The organism is Alicyclobacillus acidocaldarius subsp. acidocaldarius Tc-4-1, from assembly GCF_000219875.1.
GTDB lineage: Bacteria > Bacillota > Bacilli > Alicyclobacillales > Alicyclobacillaceae > Alicyclobacillus > Alicyclobacillus acidocaldarius_A.
This window is the reverse complement of the sequence record NC_017167.1, coordinates 1,456,031-1,474,346: the sequence shown is the minus strand read 5'-3', so window position 1 is coordinate 1,474,346 and position 18,316 is coordinate 1,456,031. Positions and strand designations below refer to the sequence as shown.

At 60.8% G+C, this 18,316-nt stretch carries 10 protein-coding genes and 1 riboswitch; all 10 genes read right to left on the bottom strand.

Annotation, left to right across the window (positions count from 1 at the left end):
- Window positions 1-59: 59 nt before the first annotated feature.
- The 10 genes from TC41_RS06900 to TC41_RS06855 all read right to left on the bottom strand — a co-directional run bounded on the left by TC41_RS06900 (window position 60) and on the right by TC41_RS06855 (window position 18,097).
- Entirely contained in the window at window positions 60-2,204 is a 2,145-nt protein-coding gene (locus tag TC41_RS06900; protein WP_014464300.1) for an FUSC family protein, read from the bottom strand.
- A 69-nt stretch (window positions 2,205-2,273) separates the two neighbouring features.
- Window positions 2,274-4,184 carry an APC family permease gene (locus TC41_RS06895; protein ID WP_014464299.1) on the bottom strand — a complete coding sequence of 637 codons (1,911 nt, stop codon included), beginning with the start codon at window positions 4,182-4,184 and terminating at the stop codon, window positions 2,274-2,276.
- A gap of 221 nt (window positions 4,185-4,405) precedes the next feature.
- A complete protein-coding gene (locus TC41_RS06890; protein ID WP_014464298.1) occupies window positions 4,406-5,443 on the bottom strand; it encodes a ribonucleotide-diphosphate reductase subunit beta in 1,038 nt (345 codons plus the stop codon).
- Window positions 5,444-5,501: 58 nt separating this feature from the next.
- On the bottom strand, window positions 5,502-7,820 hold the full coding sequence (locus TC41_RS06885; RefSeq protein WP_148260256.1) for a ribonucleoside-diphosphate reductase subunit alpha: 2,319 nt from the start codon (window positions 7,818-7,820) through the stop codon (window positions 5,502-5,504).
- 188 nt (window positions 7,821-8,008) lie between these two features.
- A riboswitch (cobalamin riboswitch) is annotated at window positions 8,009-8,215 on the bottom strand.
- A gap of 154 nt (window positions 8,216-8,369) precedes the next feature.
- Entirely contained in the window at window positions 8,370-8,783 is a 414-nt protein-coding gene (locus TC41_RS06880) for a PaaI family thioesterase (RefSeq protein ID WP_014464296.1), read from the bottom strand.
- 25 nt (window positions 8,784-8,808) lie between these two features.
- The gene (locus TC41_RS06875; RefSeq protein WP_014464295.1) at window positions 8,809-10,473 is read right to left on the bottom strand and encodes a long-chain-fatty-acid--CoA ligase; all 1,665 of its coding nucleotides are present in this window, start codon (window positions 10,471-10,473) and stop codon (window positions 8,809-8,811) included.
- Between the two features lie 30 nt (window positions 10,474-10,503).
- On the bottom strand, window positions 10,504-12,285 hold the full coding sequence (locus tag TC41_RS06870) for an acyl-CoA dehydrogenase family protein (RefSeq protein WP_014464294.1): 1,782 nt from the start codon (window positions 12,283-12,285) through the stop codon (window positions 10,504-10,506).
- A 28-nt stretch (window positions 12,286-12,313) separates the two neighbouring features.
- Window positions 12,314-13,498, bottom strand: coding sequence for an acetyl-CoA C-acyltransferase (locus TC41_RS06865; RefSeq protein WP_014464293.1), 1,185 nt, complete (start codon window positions 13,496-13,498; stop codon window positions 12,314-12,316).
- 40 nt (window positions 13,499-13,538) lie between these two features.
- Complete coding sequence (locus TC41_RS06860) at window positions 13,539-15,932, bottom strand: 3-hydroxyacyl-CoA dehydrogenase/enoyl-CoA hydratase family protein (protein WP_014464292.1); 2,394 nt, start codon at window positions 15,930-15,932, stop codon at window positions 13,539-13,541.
- On the bottom strand, window positions 15,929-18,097 hold the full coding sequence (locus tag TC41_RS06855) for a (Fe-S)-binding protein (protein ID WP_014464291.1): 2,169 nt from the start codon (window positions 18,095-18,097) through the stop codon (window positions 15,929-15,931). The genes TC41_RS06860 and TC41_RS06855 overlap by 4 nt, the downstream gene beginning before the upstream one ends.
- Between the last annotated feature and the right edge of the window lie 219 nt (window positions 18,098-18,316).

The window sequence follows — 18,316 nt, the reverse complement described above, 5'->3', positions numbered from 1 at the left end:
CGCGCGCGATTCTCTCGCGTCTATTGTACCGAAACGAAGCGCTCCGAGCGATCGCGGCACTAGGACGGCGAGGACTGCGGCGGATCGGCATCGATCTCATGCGTCACACGAGCTAGTGTCTGAATCACGTTGTAGAGGCGAACCACCGCCCGGGCGATCACGTCCAACGCGCGCCAGTTCACCTCCATCGTCTCGACGTGGCTGCGAACGCGCGCTTGGTGCCACAGTTCACCCGTCGGATCAATCACCATGTCCCCTGCTCCACGTCGCAGTCCGTCCGCCAGTGAGGACAAGGCGCGATCGACCCACCGCGCGATTTCCTCTTCCTCCTGCGTCAAGGACCGCGCTGCACGTCCCTCCCACGTGTACGCCTCGAGCGACAACAAAGTGTCCGAAAAGCGGTGCATGCCGACCAAAATGGCGACCATGATGTGCGCGCTCATGGGCGGTGCAACGGGTTCCGCCAGCACCTGGCGGACGGCCGCGGCTGCGTTCGTCCTCGATACGCGCACCGCCTGGCGCTCGCGCGCGAGCCTGCGCGGCGATCCTTTGCCTCCCTCTGCGAACACGCGTAAGACGCCGCGAAAGTAGTCTCGTTCCCGCTCGACGGCCTGCGCGAGCGCGCGGTTCACCTGCTCGTGCTGCCAGGTCGGCCACATCAAGTAGATGAAAACGGCAAGCGCGCTGCCGGCGAGTGTCGCAAGCATCCGGTCCGCCATCGTGGGAATTGGTGCCTGTTGCTCGAAGATGGACAGCAACACGACCATCAGCGCGGTCAGCGCACAGCTGAAGAGCGCGTAATTGTACGTCACCCACATGTACATGAGTGATCCGAAGACCACGACGCACGCGCTCGCAAACACCCCCGTCCGGTCCGGCACGGCCGTCAGCAGCAGGGTCGCGAGCAGAAGCCCCGCCATCGTCCCGAGCACGCGCGCGATACCCCGCGTGAATGTGCTTGTGAAGTCCGGGCGGAGAATGATATTCGCCGTGAGCGGCACCCAGTACCCGTGCGGCCAGGGCAACGCTTTGGCCAGCGTTTCGCCGATGCCCACGGCGATGGCGACGCGCATCGCGTGGCGAAAGATGGCGGAGTCCCACGTCAGGTGGCTCTTCAGTGCCTGCCAGGCCTGCTTGATCTTCGAAGCGGCCGACTCGAGTGCTTCGGATGGCAAGGTGAGCGCGCCCGGTTGGACGAGATCGGCCCTGAGAGCCATCAGCGAGCGCGCCACAGCCTCGACGTGCGCCGCCGTCTCTTCCTTGCGCTCGACGCCCTGAGCCGCATGCGCGATGGAAGATAGTTCTTCAGATGCTCGCTCCAGGATGTACATCAGCGGTTGAGCCCGCTGGTCTCCCTGAGCAATGAGCCACACGTGATCGCCCAGGGCGGAAAAAATCGGCGCGCACTGCCGCAAGATGTCTCTGGCGAATGCGGTGTCACCCAATTCCTGCGCGTACGCCCTGCCTCGCGCGATCTCGGCGAGCGCCACGACGTACATGCGAATTTGTTCTGCGCCATCGAGGAGTCGGTAGAGGCGGGAACGATGTCGCTTCGGCATATACGAGTCGCGGAGCAGATCGTTCGCCTCGACGAGCGACGCGGCCAACTCGAGGTCCGACTGGCGCGAAGGGGACGCGGCGTAGGCGCCGAGCTTCCGATACACGTTGGAAACGGACTGAGCTTCGGCGCTTTGAGGGCTGACGAGATCGACCGCTAACATGAGGGTGGTTTGCAGCAACCCGCCGCATGCGACGAGACACGCGCGGTACAGCGCGCCGGACATCGACTGCGGGCTTGTGGAGATGAGGATGAGCGCATTGGTGGCGAGGAGCCCTACCTGTCCGCTCGGTTGGCTGACGCCGAGCATCATGCCTGCCAGCCAGCTGCTCAACGCGGCTACGGATACGATGAGCCATGCGCGATGACCGGCCAAAGCGCCGACGAATGTGGTGACGCTCATCCACGCCGTGGCGAACATCATGGTGCGCAGGCGGCGTCGCGCAGTTCCCGTGTTGCCCGCAAACCCGGCGACCAACGCGCCAACGGCGACGCCTATGCCGGACAGCAGATGCCCCGACTGGAGTCCCCACACGAGCGGGATGAGGATTCCGACACCGTTGCGCAGGCCCGGGAGCACGCGCAGAGACGTGCGGTCTCGCTCGAGCACGCTGTGCAGCGTTCGCCACGTCCGCCTGCGAATCAAATGGACCCCCTCTTCCTTCGCTCGGCAAAGCGGGCCGCAGCCACCATGTGAGGGGCGCGGCCCAACGCGTCACTTCTTCAGGTGATACGGCACCGTCGTCACAACCACATCCTTGTGCCGCAACATCCACGCGCGAATGAGCAAAGACGTCTGGTTGTGAAGCAGATTGTGCCACCACTTTTTGGGCACGAATTGCGCGATGAAGAGCTGAATGTGGTCCGGTTTGCCGCCTTCATACGTCTCAAGGCGCCGGATGAACTTCGACAAGGGCTGCAACAGAGAGCGGTATTCGCTCTTCACCGTCACCAGCCGGCATGGATTGCCCCACGCTTCCCACTTCTCCTCCATCTTTTCAATGGACTCGTCGTCGAAACCGATGTACAGCGCGAGCACGTTCGGCGTCGAACTCATGGCAAACGAAATCGTGTCGAGCACCACGCGGTGAATGCCAGAAACGAGGACCACAGAGACGATGCGATGTTGTTGCGGGCGGTCCACCTTGAGATCGATGCGAAGCTCGTCCGCGACGTCCTGATAATGCCTGTGCACCTTCATGGCCAGATAAATCATGAGCGGGATAACAACCAAAACAATCCAAGCGCCGCTCGTGAACTTGGTCACCGCGAAGATGACCGACACCAGAGCCGTGATGAACGCGCCAAACGCGTTGATGCCCGCCTTCAGGCGCCACAGACGCCCCTTGACCCGCGCCCACCTTTTGATGAGGCCCAGTTGGGCCACCGTGAACGCCACGAACACGCCGATGGCATAGAGCGGAATCAGGTTGTTCGTCTGCGCGTGAAAGACCTCGATCAACAACGACGCCAGGGCCGCAAGCACAATCATGCCGTTCGAGTAACCCAGCCTGTCGCCGCGCAGCCGAAGTGCCCTGGGCAAATACCCGTCCGTCGCGAGCAGGGCGGCCACTTGCGGAAAGCCGGTGAAGGTCGAGTTGGCGGCCAGGATCAGCACGACGAGCGTGCTCCACATGATGAATTGATACATGAAGCCGTGGCCGAAATAGCTTTCTGCCAACTGAGACAGCATCGTGTTGTTCGGATTGACGCTGATCCCTCTCACGTACAGGTGATACGCGAAGCCGAGCAGCGTGACGCCCGTCACGAGGCCGAGGGCGATGTATGCCTTGATGGCGCCGTTCTTGCCCTCGCGAAAAATAGGGACGGCGTTCGAAATCGTTTCGACACCCGTCAGAGCCGAGCAAGCCGAACTGAACGCCTTGAGCAGCAGCATCAGGGTCAGCCCCTGCGGCACGACGCCGAATGGCGGCGTGTGCGGCTGAACAAAGCCATGGCGGAGCTCATCCCAGAAGCCGACACCAATCATCACCAACATGCACGCCATGAACACGTACGTCGGATACGCGAACACCTTGGACGACTCTGAAATGCCGCGCAGGTTGACGAGCAGGATGATGAGCACGCACAAGAGCGAGAGCGATGTCTCGTGCCCTTGCAAAACGGGATACGACGACGCCAGGTTCTGAATGCCCGAGGCGACGGACACCGCGACAGTGAGCACGTAGTCGACCATCAAAGCGCTCGCCGCCAGCAGCGGAACCCATGCACGCTGGAAATTGTCCTTGCTGATGGCGTACGCTCCGCCGCCGTTCGGATAGGCAATCACGCCCATGATATAAGACGTGATGAGAATGATCAGCAACAGAACCGTCATGGCCGTGATGGGCAGAATCAACCACTTCGCGTTCTCCCCCAGGCCAGCCAGTTCCGTGATGCCCGCCTCCGGCCCGTACGCGACCGACGAGTACAGGTCTGCGGAGAGCACCGGCAGCGCCATCCACCAGACGAGTAAGTTGCGAGATTCGCGGAGATCGCGCGTCCGCATCGGCTTGCCGACCACGAGCCGCTTCACGCTGCCGAAGTTAAACATGGCATAGGCGACCGCAGCGATGATGACACAGATAATGACAGGATGCAACCAGGACCAGTCATGTCCACGCATGATACGGAAGCGCTCCTCATTTCTCGACGGATTTCATCGCAAACCATTAGGACACGAGGATGTCGTCAGACGTGATTTATTGTAATCTGGTGCCGTAAAAAAGCAATTGCGGCGATGTGCTGGAGGACGAGCCAAGGGCTTTTCAACCAAAGGTTTCCCGGAACCGTCACAGACATGCGGATGAAAAAGAGCCGCCATCAGGCGGCCCCGCGAAGCAGTTCTTATAGGTCGTCCCAGTTGAGATTGCCAGCTTTCGTGTAGTTGGTCACGCGCTGTTCGAAGAAGTCGGTCTTGTGCGAGTTGATGGCAGCGAAGCTGTCCATCCACGGCATCGGATGCTCTTTGATTTCCGGGTAAAGGACGGGCAAGTTCAGCGACTGAAGTCGCAGATTCGCGAGATATTTGATGTACGCGTCGATGAGCGCGTCGGTCAGTCCCACGATCTTCCCTTGCGTCACGTACTGTCCCCACGCGATTTCGTGCTGCACGGCCGTGCGCATCATCTCTACGAACTCTTCTTCCATGTCGGGCGTGACGATGCCTGGGTTTTCGCGGATGATCTCGTGATACAGGTTGCGGAAAATCGCGAGATGCGTCAGCTCGTCTCGTTGAATGAATTTGATCTCCGAAACCGTTCCGAGCATCTTGCCCTGGCGCCCCAGCACGAAGAAAAAGCCGAACCCCGCGTAGAAGTACACGCCCTCCAGGATGTAGTTGGCAACGATGGTCTTCATCAAATTCCGGTCTGTCGGGTTCTCGATGAATTCCTCGAACAGGTCCGTAATGAACTGATTTCGCCGAAGCAGGTGGTCATCATTTCGCCATTCGTTGTAGATCTGGTCTCGCGTCGCCGGGTTGACGACGGAATCCAGCACGTAGCCGTAGGACTGCGAATGCACCGCCTCCTGGAAGGCATGTACGGTGAGGCACAGGTTGACCTCGGGCGCGGTGATGTACTCGTTGATATTCGGTAGATTGTGCGTCAACAGGCTGTCCATGAAGATCAGAAAGGACAGGACCTTGTTATAGCTCCTGCGTTCGTCCTCGCTCAGCAAATCGTATTGGCGAGCGTCGTCGGCCAAGGGGATTTCTTCTGGAATCCAGAAGTTGTTCATCATGGCCCGATAAAGCTTGTAGGCCCACTCGTACTTGATGTTGTTGAGCTCAATCATGTTGGTGGTATTCCCACCGATAATTCGACGCTTACCCCAGTCGCGATCGCCCTCTGCGTTGAATAGCCTCGTCCGTTTCAGTTGCATGACCTAATCCTCCTGTCGATCCTCGTCCGCCTGTGCGCGGCAACGCCTGCCGGTGACCTCATGACGTACACGCGACGCAATCCTCAACTTCCACCGATTTGCTGCGGACGTAATACACGGTCTTCAGGCCTCGCTTCCACGCCAACAGGTAAAGATCCAGGAACTGCCGTGCGCTGATGCCTGGCGTGATGTACAGATTGAACGATTGGCTCTGATCCGCGTGCCGCTGCCGTGCCGCGCACGCTTCGATGCTCCAGCGCTGATCGATGGTGTGCGCCTCCTTGTAGTACCAGAACGTCTTGTCGTTCAGATTGGGCGCGGTCTGAGGTACGACGCCGTTTTTCTTCTCCTCGAGGAAAAAGCGCGCGTACACGGGATCGATGCCTGCCGTGCTGCCCGCAATCAGGCTCGTACTGCTGGTCGGCGCAATGGCCACCAGATACGCGTTGCGCACGCCGTACTCGGCCACCTTGCGGCGCAGGCCGTCCCAGTCTGGACCACCTGGGCGCGTCCGGTACCCGCGCAGATCGAAGTACCGCCCGGTTTGCCAATCGGAGCCTTCGAACAGCGGATACGGCCCCTTTTCGCGCGCCAGCTCCATGGACGCCTCGATGGCAAAGAAGTTGATCCACTCAAACAGCTCGTCGGCGTGTTTCACGTGGGCCTCCGACTCCCACGCGATGCCCTTCTCCGCGAGATATTGGTGATAACCGCTCACGCCGAGGCCCACCGCCCGATACTTGCGGTTTGTGACGGCGGCCTGGGGCACCGGATAATGGTTTAGGTCGATCACGTTGTCCATCGCGCGAATCTGCCGGCGCACGGTCTCGCGAATGCTGTCGAGATCGCGGCACCGCCCCAGGTTCAGCGAGGACAGGTTGCAGACGACGAAATCACCGGCCTCCGTCTTCGTGGTGATGATCCCGCCCTCTTCCGTCTCTTCGATTCTGCGCGACGGGCTCATATTTTGAATGATCTCCGTGCACAAGTTGCTGCAGTAGACCATGCCCGCGTGCTTGTTCGGGTTGAGGCGATTGGCCGTGTCGCGGAAGAAGATGAACGGCGTTCCCGTCTCGAACGCGGACTGCATGATCCGCTTCATGATTTCGATGGCCGGGATCTCCACGCGCGGCAGCTTTGGATTCTCCACGCACGCCTGATACCGCCGCTCGAACTCTTCGCCCCAGCTGTCTTCCAGCGAGAAGCCCATGACCTTGCGGACCTCGTACGGGCAGAACAGGTACCACATGCCGCGCTCCTCTACGCGCCGCATGAAGAGGTCCGGAATGCACACGCCCGGGAAGATGTCGTGCGCCTTCATCCGCTCGTCGCCGTTGTTCGTGCGCAGCTGCAGGAAGTCCAGAATGTCCTTGTGCCACACGTCGAGGTAGACGGCCGCCGCGCCGGCTCGCATACCGAGTTGGTTGCAGCTTACAGCCGTGTTGTTGAAGTTGCGGATCCAAGGCACCACGCCGCCCGACGCCCCCGGATGATTGCGGATGGCCGATCCGCGAGCCCGGATCTTGCCCACGTAGATGCCCATCCCGCCGCCGAACTTCGAGACGCGCGCGAAGGCTTCGTCTGTGGCGTAGATGCTGACGAGATCGTCCTCTGGCATGTCGATGAAGCAAGAGCTCAGCTGGTGGAACGGTTTGCGCGCGTTGCTCAGTGTGGGCGTGGCCACCGTGGCCTGCAGCGTGGACAGCATGTCGTAGAATCGCTTCGCCCAGGCGACCTTCTCCTTTTCCTTCATGGCGAGGTGCATGGACACGCCCATGAACAACTCTTGCGGCAGTTCCATGATCTCGTTGTCCAGATTGCGAATGGTGTACCGATCCAGCAGTTGCTTCAGACCCACGTAGTTAAACAGGTAATCTCGCTCCGGCTTGATGTAGGCGGCCAGTTCGGCGATCTCGTCCTCGCTGTAGTGCTGTCGTATGTACGTGCCGTACCGCCCGATTCGCTCCAGCTCGACAATCAACTGATAAAAGTCCCCGTAACCCAAATGACGATAACCCCGATTGCGCGACGCTTGCTTGTACGCATCGAAGAGCAACAACCGAGCCGCGACAAACTGCCACCCGGGTTCGGCGACGCTCGTCTTTTCCACCGCCGCTTGAATCGCGACGCGCGCAATCTCCGACGTCCGCATGCCGTCCCGGAGCTGAGGCCACACGTCCGCCGCCAGGCGTTCCGGATCGCATCCCTCGGCCGCTTCGCAGCCGCGCTTTAAAAATGCGAAGATTTTGTCCAGAGACAGCGGCTCGATCCGCCCATCTCGCTTTTCCACTGTGAAGGTCTTGACGCGATCGCGCCATTCCTCTAGCGCATGGCTCGCGCGCCCCACACGGCGTTCATCCTCACTCGTCCGCTCCATCAGTCCTGTCGACGTGTCAGTTGGGTGTACCATCGCATTCACTCCCCGCACCTCGTCCTGAAACCTTGAGTTTCGCCCACAAAAAGCTCATCCAGGGCGCTCACCCGGATGAGCAGACGGCGGAAGACGGATCAGTCGAAGTGCGCAACTGTCCTCGGTCCGCCGACTTCTCAATCCCTCGTGAGCGTCGGATCCTTCGAGAATGGGCAGGTCTCCGGGCTTCGCTTCATCCGCGGACGGCGCCTTCCCCGGTGTCGACGTCTTTCGACATCCGAGTGGCTGGAAAGTTCCCATGCCGCCGCGATCCGCGTCACCGTGGCGAGGACCGCTCCAGATTTCCGCTGGATTCCCTTTTCACCCGCCCCGTGGCGGGCACCCATTCCCTTGACACATCACATGCTTTGGACAGGCATTAGCGTAACACTAGATATAGTGTTTGACAAGCCCTTCTCTCAAAAAACACATCAGATATGGGCGAAAAACCTGTGAAAAGGCCGTCTGCAGCGAACATGTGCCCGCAGACGGCCTTGTTTCGATACCGAAATCCTTTCAAGAAGGTAGCTTCAGGACGCGAAACGATCCCGTGGCGTGCGCGCACAACCTGTCCTCTCCCAGGTACACGCGCCCCTCCACGGTCATGGTGCTTCGCGCTCGATGGATGAACTTCGCTCTACAGACGAGCGTACCTTCGCTCGCAGGCTCCGTGAAGTGAATGTTGAGGTTCGTCGTCACCACGGGCCGGTTCGGATAGTGGAGGCTGACGAGGAGCCCCATGGCCGAATCGAGCAGCGACATGTACACGCCTCCGTGCACGATGCGCGCCAGATTCCAGTGATGCGGCTGGATGACTAACTCGGCCACCACTTCGTCATCGTCTGCGCTCACCAGTTTCGCCCCAATCAAATCGGCGAACGTGCGGACGCTCGCGTCCGTCGCTGCTTCTGCATTTCCCCCTGGATACATGGACACGCCGCGACCCTCCTTGCCGTCACGCCTGTCGCGTGGTCTCCTCCGTGAGCGCACGGCGGAGGATTTTTCCCACGGCCGATTTGGGCAGACTGTCTCGGAACTCGTATGCCCGCGGGACTTTGTATGCGGCCAAATTGGCCCGGCACCAGTCGTCGAGCTCCTGTTCCGTGACCTGCATGCCCGGTTTCAGCTGGATAAACGCCTTCACCGTCTGGCCGCGATACGGATCTTCCACACCGACCACAGCCGCCTCCGCGACGGCGGGATGTTCGTACAAAACCTCTTCGACCTCGCGGGGGTAGATGTTGTAGCCGCCCGCGATGATGATGTCCTTCTTGCGATCGACAATATAGAAATATCCGTCCTCGTCCATCTTCGCAAGGTCTCCGGTGAACAGCCACCCGTTTCGCAGCACCGAAGCGGTTTCATCCGGGCGATTCCAATAGCCCTTCATCACCTGCGGGCCCCGCACCGCGAGTTCGCCAATTTCGCCGACAGGGAGCGGGTTTCCGTCGGGATCGACCACCTGCGCATCCGTGTCCGGAAAAGGGATGCCGATGGAACCGGGCTTGCGCTCGGCCCAGAAGTTGTTTGCGTGCGTGATGGGCGACGCTTCGGTCAAGCCGTAGCCTTCGACGAGCTTGCCGCCCGTGAGCTTTTCCCACTGATCCTGAACCTCGTGCGGAAGTGGCGCCGCGCCGCTCACGCAAACTTCGACGGACGAAAGATCGTAGCGAGATCGATTCGGATGATTCATCAGCGCGATGTACATGGTCGGCGTGCCCGGAAAGACGGTCGGCTTGAACTCGTGAATGAGCTTCAACACCTGCTCCGCTTGAAAGCGTGGGACAAGAATCAACATTCCGCCCGTGTATATGGACTGGTTCATAAGTACGGTCATTCCGAATACATGGAAGAAGGGCAGCACGGCGAGATACCGTTCTTTGCCTCGTTGCAACTTGTACGTCCAGAGTGCGCTTTGAATCGCGTTGGCCACGAGGTTGTAATGCGTCAGCATCGCGCCCTTCGGAACGCCCGTGGTGCCGCCGGTGTACTGGATGAGGGCGATATCCTCCATTGGATCCATCTCGATCTTCGGCAAGTCGGCCGACGCGCTCGCGAGGCAGTGCTTCCACGCCAGCACGCGCGGGCCATATGGCACCTTTGGCACGCCCCCCTGACGGCTCATCTGCAAGGGATACAAAAGCGATTTCAAGGGTGGCAGATAGTCTCGAATGGACGTCACCACGTAATACTCGACCGGCAGCTCGCCTTCCACTGCCTCCACCCTTGGCCACAGCTCATCGAGCGTCACCAACACCCGGGCACCGCAATCCTCCAACTGATGCTTCAACTCGCGCGGGGTATACATGGGGTTGTGCTGGACCACCGTCAGGCCCGCCAAGAGCGCTCCATAATATGCGATGACGGCCTGCGGGCAGTTCGGCAACATGATGGCGAGGCGATCCCCCTTGTTCAGGGGAATCGCTCGCATCGCGTTGGCAAAGCGACAGCAGGCGTCCAAGAGCTCGCGGTAGGTCATCTTATACCCGAAGAACCACAGGGCAGGCCGATTCGGATAAGCCTCCGCCGAGTGCAACAAAAACGATGCCAGGTTCTCGCGCGGATACTCGTAGGTGCTCGGCACCTCCGGCGGATAATGCTTCAACCACGGCCTCTCCATCTAGGGTCACCTTCCCTTCGCGGCTATCGTTCAGCACACGTACCCTTCGGCTTCCACCACGCGCTTGGCGATCTCGCGATCCAGCGCGATCACGTCGACCTCGGAACGGCGCGTCAGCCGCTTCAGGATGGACAACTGCATCTTCAGCGCATCTCCCTGGCTCACGTGCGCCAAGCTCTCCTTCGCCGCCTGTTCCACCTTCGCCACGGCGTCCTGCACAAACGCGCGCGTCATGGCGATCTTCAGTGCGGCCTGCGCCTCGCCCGCCGACTCCACCTGCTGCATGGCCCGCAGGTATGCACTCTCCGCCGCGAACGCCAGAATCGCGACGTCCGCCAGATTCGCCAGAATCTCCTGTTCGTCGTTTACGCGCGCCTGCAGAGCCTGCGCAGCCAGGCCACCCACCATGAGGAAGACCTTCTTCATGTTCTCGATGAGCTGCTTCTCTTCGGCCAACACGCCCTCGGGCGGCGTCAGGCCCGGGACCATCTGCATGAGCTCCGCCTGCAGCGCCTGCGCCTTCTGGAACAGCGGCAATTCGCCCTTCATCGCGCGCCGCAGCATCGTGCCGGGGATGAGCATCCGGTTGATCTCGTTGGTGCCCTCGAAAATCCGGTTGATGCGCGAATCCCGATACATCTGCTCGACGCCGTATTCTTTGATGAAGCCGTAGCCGCCGTGAATCTGGACAGCCTCGTCCACGACGTAGTCCAAAACCTCCGACCCGAAGACCTTGTTGATGGAGCACTCGATGGCGTACTCCGCGATAGCCTTGGCCGACTGAACGCCGGCATCGGGCTTGGTCACGTCCACCGTCTCGAGGATGGCGTCAAGTAGTCCGGCGGTGCGGTATACGACGCTCTCCAGCGCGTAAATCTGCGTATTCATCCGCGCCAGCTTGCGCTGAATCAGCGGAAATTCGGACAACTTCTTCCCGAATTGCTTGCGCTCGTTCGCGTACTTCGCCGACGTCTCAAGGGCAATCTTCGACCCGCCGAGGGCACCCGCGCCCAGCTTGAAGCGGCCGATGTTGAGAATGTTAAACGCGATTTGGTGCCCCTTCCCCACCTCAAACAAGAGGTTCTCTACGGGCACCTTCACGTCTTCCAGGATGACCTGGCGCGTGGACGATCCCTTGATACCCATCTTCTGCTCCTCGGGTCCCAAGCTCACGCCAGGCATGGTCCGCTCCACGATGAAGGCGCTGAAGTGCTGGCCATCAACTTTGGCGTACACCACAAACACGTCTGCGAAACCCGCGTTGGTGATGAACTGCTTCGTGCCATTCAGGATGTAGTACTTCCCGTCTTCCGACAGCTTCGCCGTCGTCTTGGCGCCCAACGCGTCCGAGCCAGACGAGGGCTCCGTGAGGCAGTACGCGCCAATCCACTCACCGGTCGCGAGCTTCGGCAGGTACTTCTTCTTCTGCTCCTCGTTGCCGAAGTAGACAATCGGGAGCGTGCCAATGCCGGTGTGCGCGCCGAACGAAAGGCCGAACGATCCGCCGCGCGACACGTGCTCGTTGATGAGCGTCGCGCTCACCTTGTCAAGGCCGAGTCCCCCGTATGTCTCTGGCACTTCAGCGGACAAAAGGCCGAGATCGGCCGCCTTGCGCAACAGTTTCACCGTGAGCTCGTAGTTCAGGGACTCAATCTCCTCGTGATGTGGCACGACCTCCGACTCGATGAAGTTCTTCGTCGTCTCCGCGATCATCTTCTGTTCCTCGGTGAAGCCCTCCGGCGTTACAACAGCAGACGGCTCCAGTTCCTCAATGATGAATGCGCCACCCTTGACGATGGTCTTGTTTTCCATATCAGCTCACTCCTTCTTTGCACTCATTTTAGGGTTGATGAACTTCAAACACGCCGGCCGCGCCCATGCCGCCGCCGATGCACATCGACACGACGCCGTAGCCGCCGCCGCGCCGCCGCAGCTCGTGGATCAGGGTGGCCGTCAGCTTCGCGCCTGTGCAGCCGAGCGGATGCCCGAGCGCGATGGCGCCGCCGTTGACATTGACCTTGGCCGGATCGATGTCGAGCGACCGGATCACCTGCAGGCACTGCGACGCGAAAGCCTCGTTGATCTCGAAGAGATCGATGTCCGCGAGCGAAAGGCCCGCCAGCTTCAGCGCCTTTGGGATGGCGCCTACCGGCCCGATACCCATGATGGCCGGATCGCAGCCCGTGACCGCGAAGCTCTTGAAGGTGGCGAGCGGCTTCAGGCCCAGTTGCTGCGCTTTTTCCGCCGTCATGACGACCGCGGCCGCCGCGCCGTCGCTCATCTGCGAGGCGTTGCCTGCGGTCACGGTGCCGTTGACCGAAAACGCGGGTCGGAGCGACGCCAGGGCCTCGGGCGTCGTGTCCTTCCGAACGCCCTCGTCCTGCGTGACCCGAATGGTCTTCTCGTGCGGGCGTCCCTCCTCGTCGATGTCCCACACCTTCGTCTCCACGGGGACGATCTCGTCGTCAAACTTGCCCGCCTGCTGCGCCGCATACGCCTTCTGATGGCTCTCATACGCGAACCGATCCTGATCTTCGCGGCTCACGCCGAACCGCTTGGCCACGTTCTCCGCGGTGTGGCCCATGGAGATGTAGATGTCCGGCATCTCGAGCAAAATGTCCGGGTGCGGGGACGGCTTGAAGCCGCTCATCGGGACGTGGCTCATCGTCTCGACGCCGCCCGCGAGCGCGACCTCCACGTGTCCAAGCATCACGCGCTCGGCAGCAATGGCAATGGCCTGAAGGCCGGACGAACAGAAGCGGTTGATGGTCATCGCGGGCACGGTCTCCGGCAACCCGCTGTACAGGGAGATGATGCGTGCCACGTTCAGCCCCTGTTCGCCCTCCGGCATGGCGCAGCCGATGACGACATCCTCAATCTCGGCGGGATCGAGCCCTTTCGCGCGCTCGACCGCCGCGCGCACCGCGGCGCGCCCGAGGTCCTCCACCCGCGTATGGCGAAACACACCGCGCTTGGCCTTTCCGACCGGCGTGCGTGCAACCGAAACAATCACAGCTTCCCGCATGGGTTTCACTCCCTATCGTCGTATCCGTCGTGGGCCCGCTTCAGTTGCGAAGCGGCTTTCCGGTGGCGAGCATGTGCTGCATGCGCTGGATGGTCTTCGGCTCTCCGCACAGGCTGAGGAACGCCTCGCGCTCGAGATCGAGCAGGTAGTCCTCGCTCACGAGGGAGCCCGCCGGCACGTCGCCACCCGCCAGCACATGCGCGAGCTTGTAGGCGATGTGGAGGTCGTAATCCGTAATGTAGCCACCGTTCCACATGCCGCGCGCGGCCATCTGCAACGTAGCTTTGCCATCGCGGCCCGCGACCCGGATGTCCTTCGCCTTTGGCGGCGGGGTGTATCCGATCTCAGCCATGCGTAGGACCTCCGCCTTTGCGGCCGAAATGCGCAGGTCGTCGTTCACGACGATGCGATCCGTCTCGCGCAGCCAGCCCATCGCGAGTGCCTCTGCACCGCTCGTCGACACCTTGGCGGTGCCAATCGTCTGGAACATCCGGGCGAGCGCAGGGACGAGATCGTCGTCTGGGCCGACCGATTCCGCCACGCGGCGAGCCGTCTCCTTGCAGCCGCCACCGCCAGGAATGACGCCGACGCCTACCTCAACCAGTCCGAAATACGTCTCGGCGGCTGGCAGCACTCTCGACGACGCGAGGCACACTTCGACCCCGCCTCCGAGCGTCATCCGATGCGGCGCCGCCACCACTGGCACCTGGCTATAGCGAAGCGCGAGCATGGCGCGATGGAATTGGCGGATGGACAAGTCGATTTCGTCCCAGTCGCCCTCCTGCGCCGCCATCAGGATGAGCACGAGGTTCGCGCCAACACAGAAGTTCTTGCCCTGGTTCGCGATGACCAGGCCCGCGAAGTCTTTCTCCGCGATGGCCACGCTCTTTTCGATCATCGTCAGAATGTCGGGGCCAATCGCGTTGTTCTGCGAATGGAACTCCAGGCACGCGACGCCGTCGCCCAGGTCGATGAGGCTCGCGCCCGAGTTCTGCGCGATGACTTTGCCCGCCTTCTTCAGCGCGGCGAGATCGATCACCCCAGCCGGCACCCGAACAGGCTCAGGCTTGCCGTTTACGGGCATGGTCCGCTTGCCGTCCGCCTCTTCATAGAAAGCGCGGTGACCCGCAGCAATCCAGTCCTCGACCCACTGGGGCACCCGGAGTCCTTCCACCCGCATCCGCTCGGCCGTCTCCACCAGCCCGAGCGCATCCCAGAGTTCAAAGGGTCCAAGATCCCAGTTGAACCCCCAGCGCATGGCGGCGTCGATATCCTGAATCGTGTCCGCGATTTCACCGAGTTTCTCGGCCGAGTACACGAGCACGCGTTTGACGATGTTCCACGCGAGTTCGGCGTACCGATCCCCGCCCTGGAGGAGCGCCTTCGCCTTTCCAGCCGCGCCCTTCGCCTGCTTGGAAGCTTCGAGCGCCGAAGAGGCGATGGTCTTTTGTTCGCGGTACTCGAACGTGTCGAGATCGAGCACGAGGATCTGGCGCTGGCCGTTTTGCTTGACGCGCTTGTAAAAGCCTTGTCCGCTCTTCTCGCCGAGCCACCCGCGCTCCACAAGCTTTTGGATGGCCTCTGGCACCTCAAACGCCCGCTGTTCCGCTGGATCGGTCACGTTCTGACGCACATTGTTGGCCACGTGGGCAAACGTGTCGATCCCGACGAGATCCAGCGTGCGGAACGTCGCGCTCTTCGGACGCCCGAGGGCCGGGCCGGTGATGGCGTCGACCTCCTCAACCGTGAAGCCTCCCTTTTGCATCTCCTCGAAGGTCACCAAGAGGCCGTAGGTACCGATGCGGTTGGCGATAAAGTTTGGCGTGTCTTTGGCCAGCACGACGCCCTTTCCGAGGCGCTCCGTTCCGAAGTCGCGCATGAACTCCACGATGGCAGGGTCAGTATCCCGGCCAGGAATGATCTCCAACAGCTTCATGTAACGCGGAGGATTAAAGAAGTGCGTGCCGAGGAAGTGTCGGCGGAACGCCTCGCCTCGGCCCTCGACCATCGCGTTGATGGAGATACCCGACGTGTTGGTGCTCACAATCATGCCCTCGTGCCAATACCGCTCGATACGCTCGAGCAGTTGGCGCTTAGGCTCGAGGCTCTCCACGATGACCTCAATCACCCAGTCGACCTCGGCGATCCGATGCAGGTCGTCCTCCAGGTTTCCGGGTGTGATGAGTTTCGCGTAGTCGGCGCGGAACAAGGGCGCCGGGCTGAGCTTGTGCAGCCTGCGAATGGCCTCCGTCGCTAAGCGATTGCGCACCGCGGGATGATCGAGCGACAGACCCTTCTTTTGTTCTTCCGGCGTCAACTCCTGTGGAACGAGGTCCAACAGCAGGCTCGGAATGCCTGCGTTGGCGAGATGAGCGGCGATTTGCGCCCCCATCACGCCGGACCCAATGACGGCAGCTCGGCGAATTTGTCTCATCCGGCTTGAACCTCCTCATCTTCGGTCGGTTGGCGAAGGTCTTCTCCGAAGACCGACGCGGCGAGCAGCTCAGCCACGTCGCGCGCCTTGACGCGATCGTCCGTCTCGGTCAGCTTGGTCCCGTCCTCCATCATGGTCAGGCAGTACGGACACGCGCTGCCAATGACGGTCGGATTCGTCGCAAGCGCCTGCTGGGTCCGCGCGAGATTGATCCGCTTGCCGCGGGTCTCCTCAATCCACATCCGCCCACCGCCTGCGCCGCAGCACATCGCGTTTTCGCGATTCCGCTCCATCTCCACGAGTTCCACCCCGGGGATGGCCTTCAGGATGTCGCGCGGCGCGTCGAACACGCCGTTGTAGCGGCCCAAGTAGCAGGCGTCGTGGTACACGATCCGCTCGTTCAGCGGATGCGTCGGGCGGAGCTTGCCCTCGCGAACCAGTTGGGCGAGCAATTGCGTGTGGTGATACACCTCCACACCTTCGAGCCCGAAATCCGGGTACTCGTTTTTCAGCGTGTTGAACGTGTGCGGGCACGCGGTCACAATCTTGCGCACCCCATATTGTTGAAACGTCGCGATGTTCTCCATGGCAAGCTGCTGGAACAGCATCTCGTTGCCAAGGCGACGCGGCGTATCACCCGAACCATTCTCCTCATTGCCGAGCACTGCGAAGTTCACGCCCGCCTCGTGCAGCAACCGCACCACGGCATGCGTCACTTTGCGCGCCCGGCGGTCGTACGAACCCATGGAACCCACGAAGAACAGGTATTCGAAATCTGGGTTCTCATGAACTGTGGGGACCGGAACGTCGAGGCCCTCCATCCATTGAGCCCGATCCTTGCGGCTCAGTCCCCACGGGTTGCCCTGGCGTTCGATGTTTTGCATCGCGCGCTGGGCTTCCTTGGGCATGCTGCCCTCCATCAAGACGAGGTAACGCCGCAGATCGATGATCTTGTCGACGTGCTCGTTGCCGACCGGGCACTGATCCTCGCAGTTGCGGCAGGTCGTGCAGGCCCAAATCTCCTCTTCCGTGATCACGTCGCCGATGAGCGACAGTTCCGTTGGATCGGCCTGCGTGAGCCGCCAATCTTCCTGCTGCCAGTGGAAGGTAGGCTCGATGTCCGTGACGACGCCGTCAGGAAAGGAGATATTTTCACCGCCGGACGCCATCTTGTGCGCCATGCCCTCTCGCTTGGGCAAGAGGAAACTGGGTTCGAAGGCGTTCAGGCCGGTCTGCGCCATCCCTTTTTCGATGAGGTGATCGCGCATCTTAACAATCAGGTGCATCGGCGAGAGCGGCTTGCCCGTGTTGGAAGCAGGGCACGAATTGGTACACCGCCCGCACTCCACGCAGGCAAAGAAGTCGATCATCTGCTTGCGCTCGAAGTCCTCCACTTTGCCGACTCCGAACGACTCCGCGTTTTCATCCTCGAGGTTCAGAGGACGGAGCCTGCCAGGTGCTCCCTTGCGATGCAGCCAGATGTTGATGGGCGCCACCATGAGGTGAAAGTGCTTCGACTGCGGCACGTACACGAGGAACGTCAGCAGTACAAGCAGGTGCAGCCACCAAAAGATATAGAATCCAATTTCTCCGCCCTTCGGGCCGACACTCCACAGGGCCGACGCGATGAGCGACGAGATGGGCGCCCACCAGGCGCTCGGCTCTTGTTGCCAAACGCGTTCGAACGACAGATCCATGAGAACGCAGATCATCAAGCTCGAGATGAGGATGAGGACGATACTCGGCTTGAATCCGCGCTTCAGCCGCTTGACACGCTCACCGTACCTTCTGTAGGCGGCGTATGCTGTCGCGGCGAGGACGAGGATGGCCACCCACTCCTGCGTGAACGAGAACGTCTCGTACGCGGGATAAGGAATGTGCCGCCCAAGCGTGAGTCCTTTCACGATGATGTCGAGCGCGCCAAATTGGAGCACGATGAAGCCGTAGAACATAACAAAGTGCATCGCGCCGCTCTTCTTGTCCTTGAACAACTTTTTCTGTCCAAACACCTGCGCCATGAACTCGCCGAATTCCGGACGCCAGTCCAAGGGCACTGGTTTTCCCAACATGACATACCGATATCGCCGATAGACGACGGTGCCAAACAGATAAAGCGCATACGCAACCGCTGCCACGAAGGCGATATCATTGATGGCAAGCAACACGTCAGTTCACTTCCCTTCTGCTTCTTCGTTGGTCTGCTTCGCTCATCAGGCCTCAGCATGCCAGCGTCTCGATGAGGCACATCCGCAACCGCTTACAACTCATGAGTAAAAAAAGCGATTGCATCGTTGACATTCTCGCCCACGCCATTTACTATGGGGGTACGAAAATGAATGAGCGTTCATTCATTGCTTGACTCGATATTAACACCGAGGTGAATT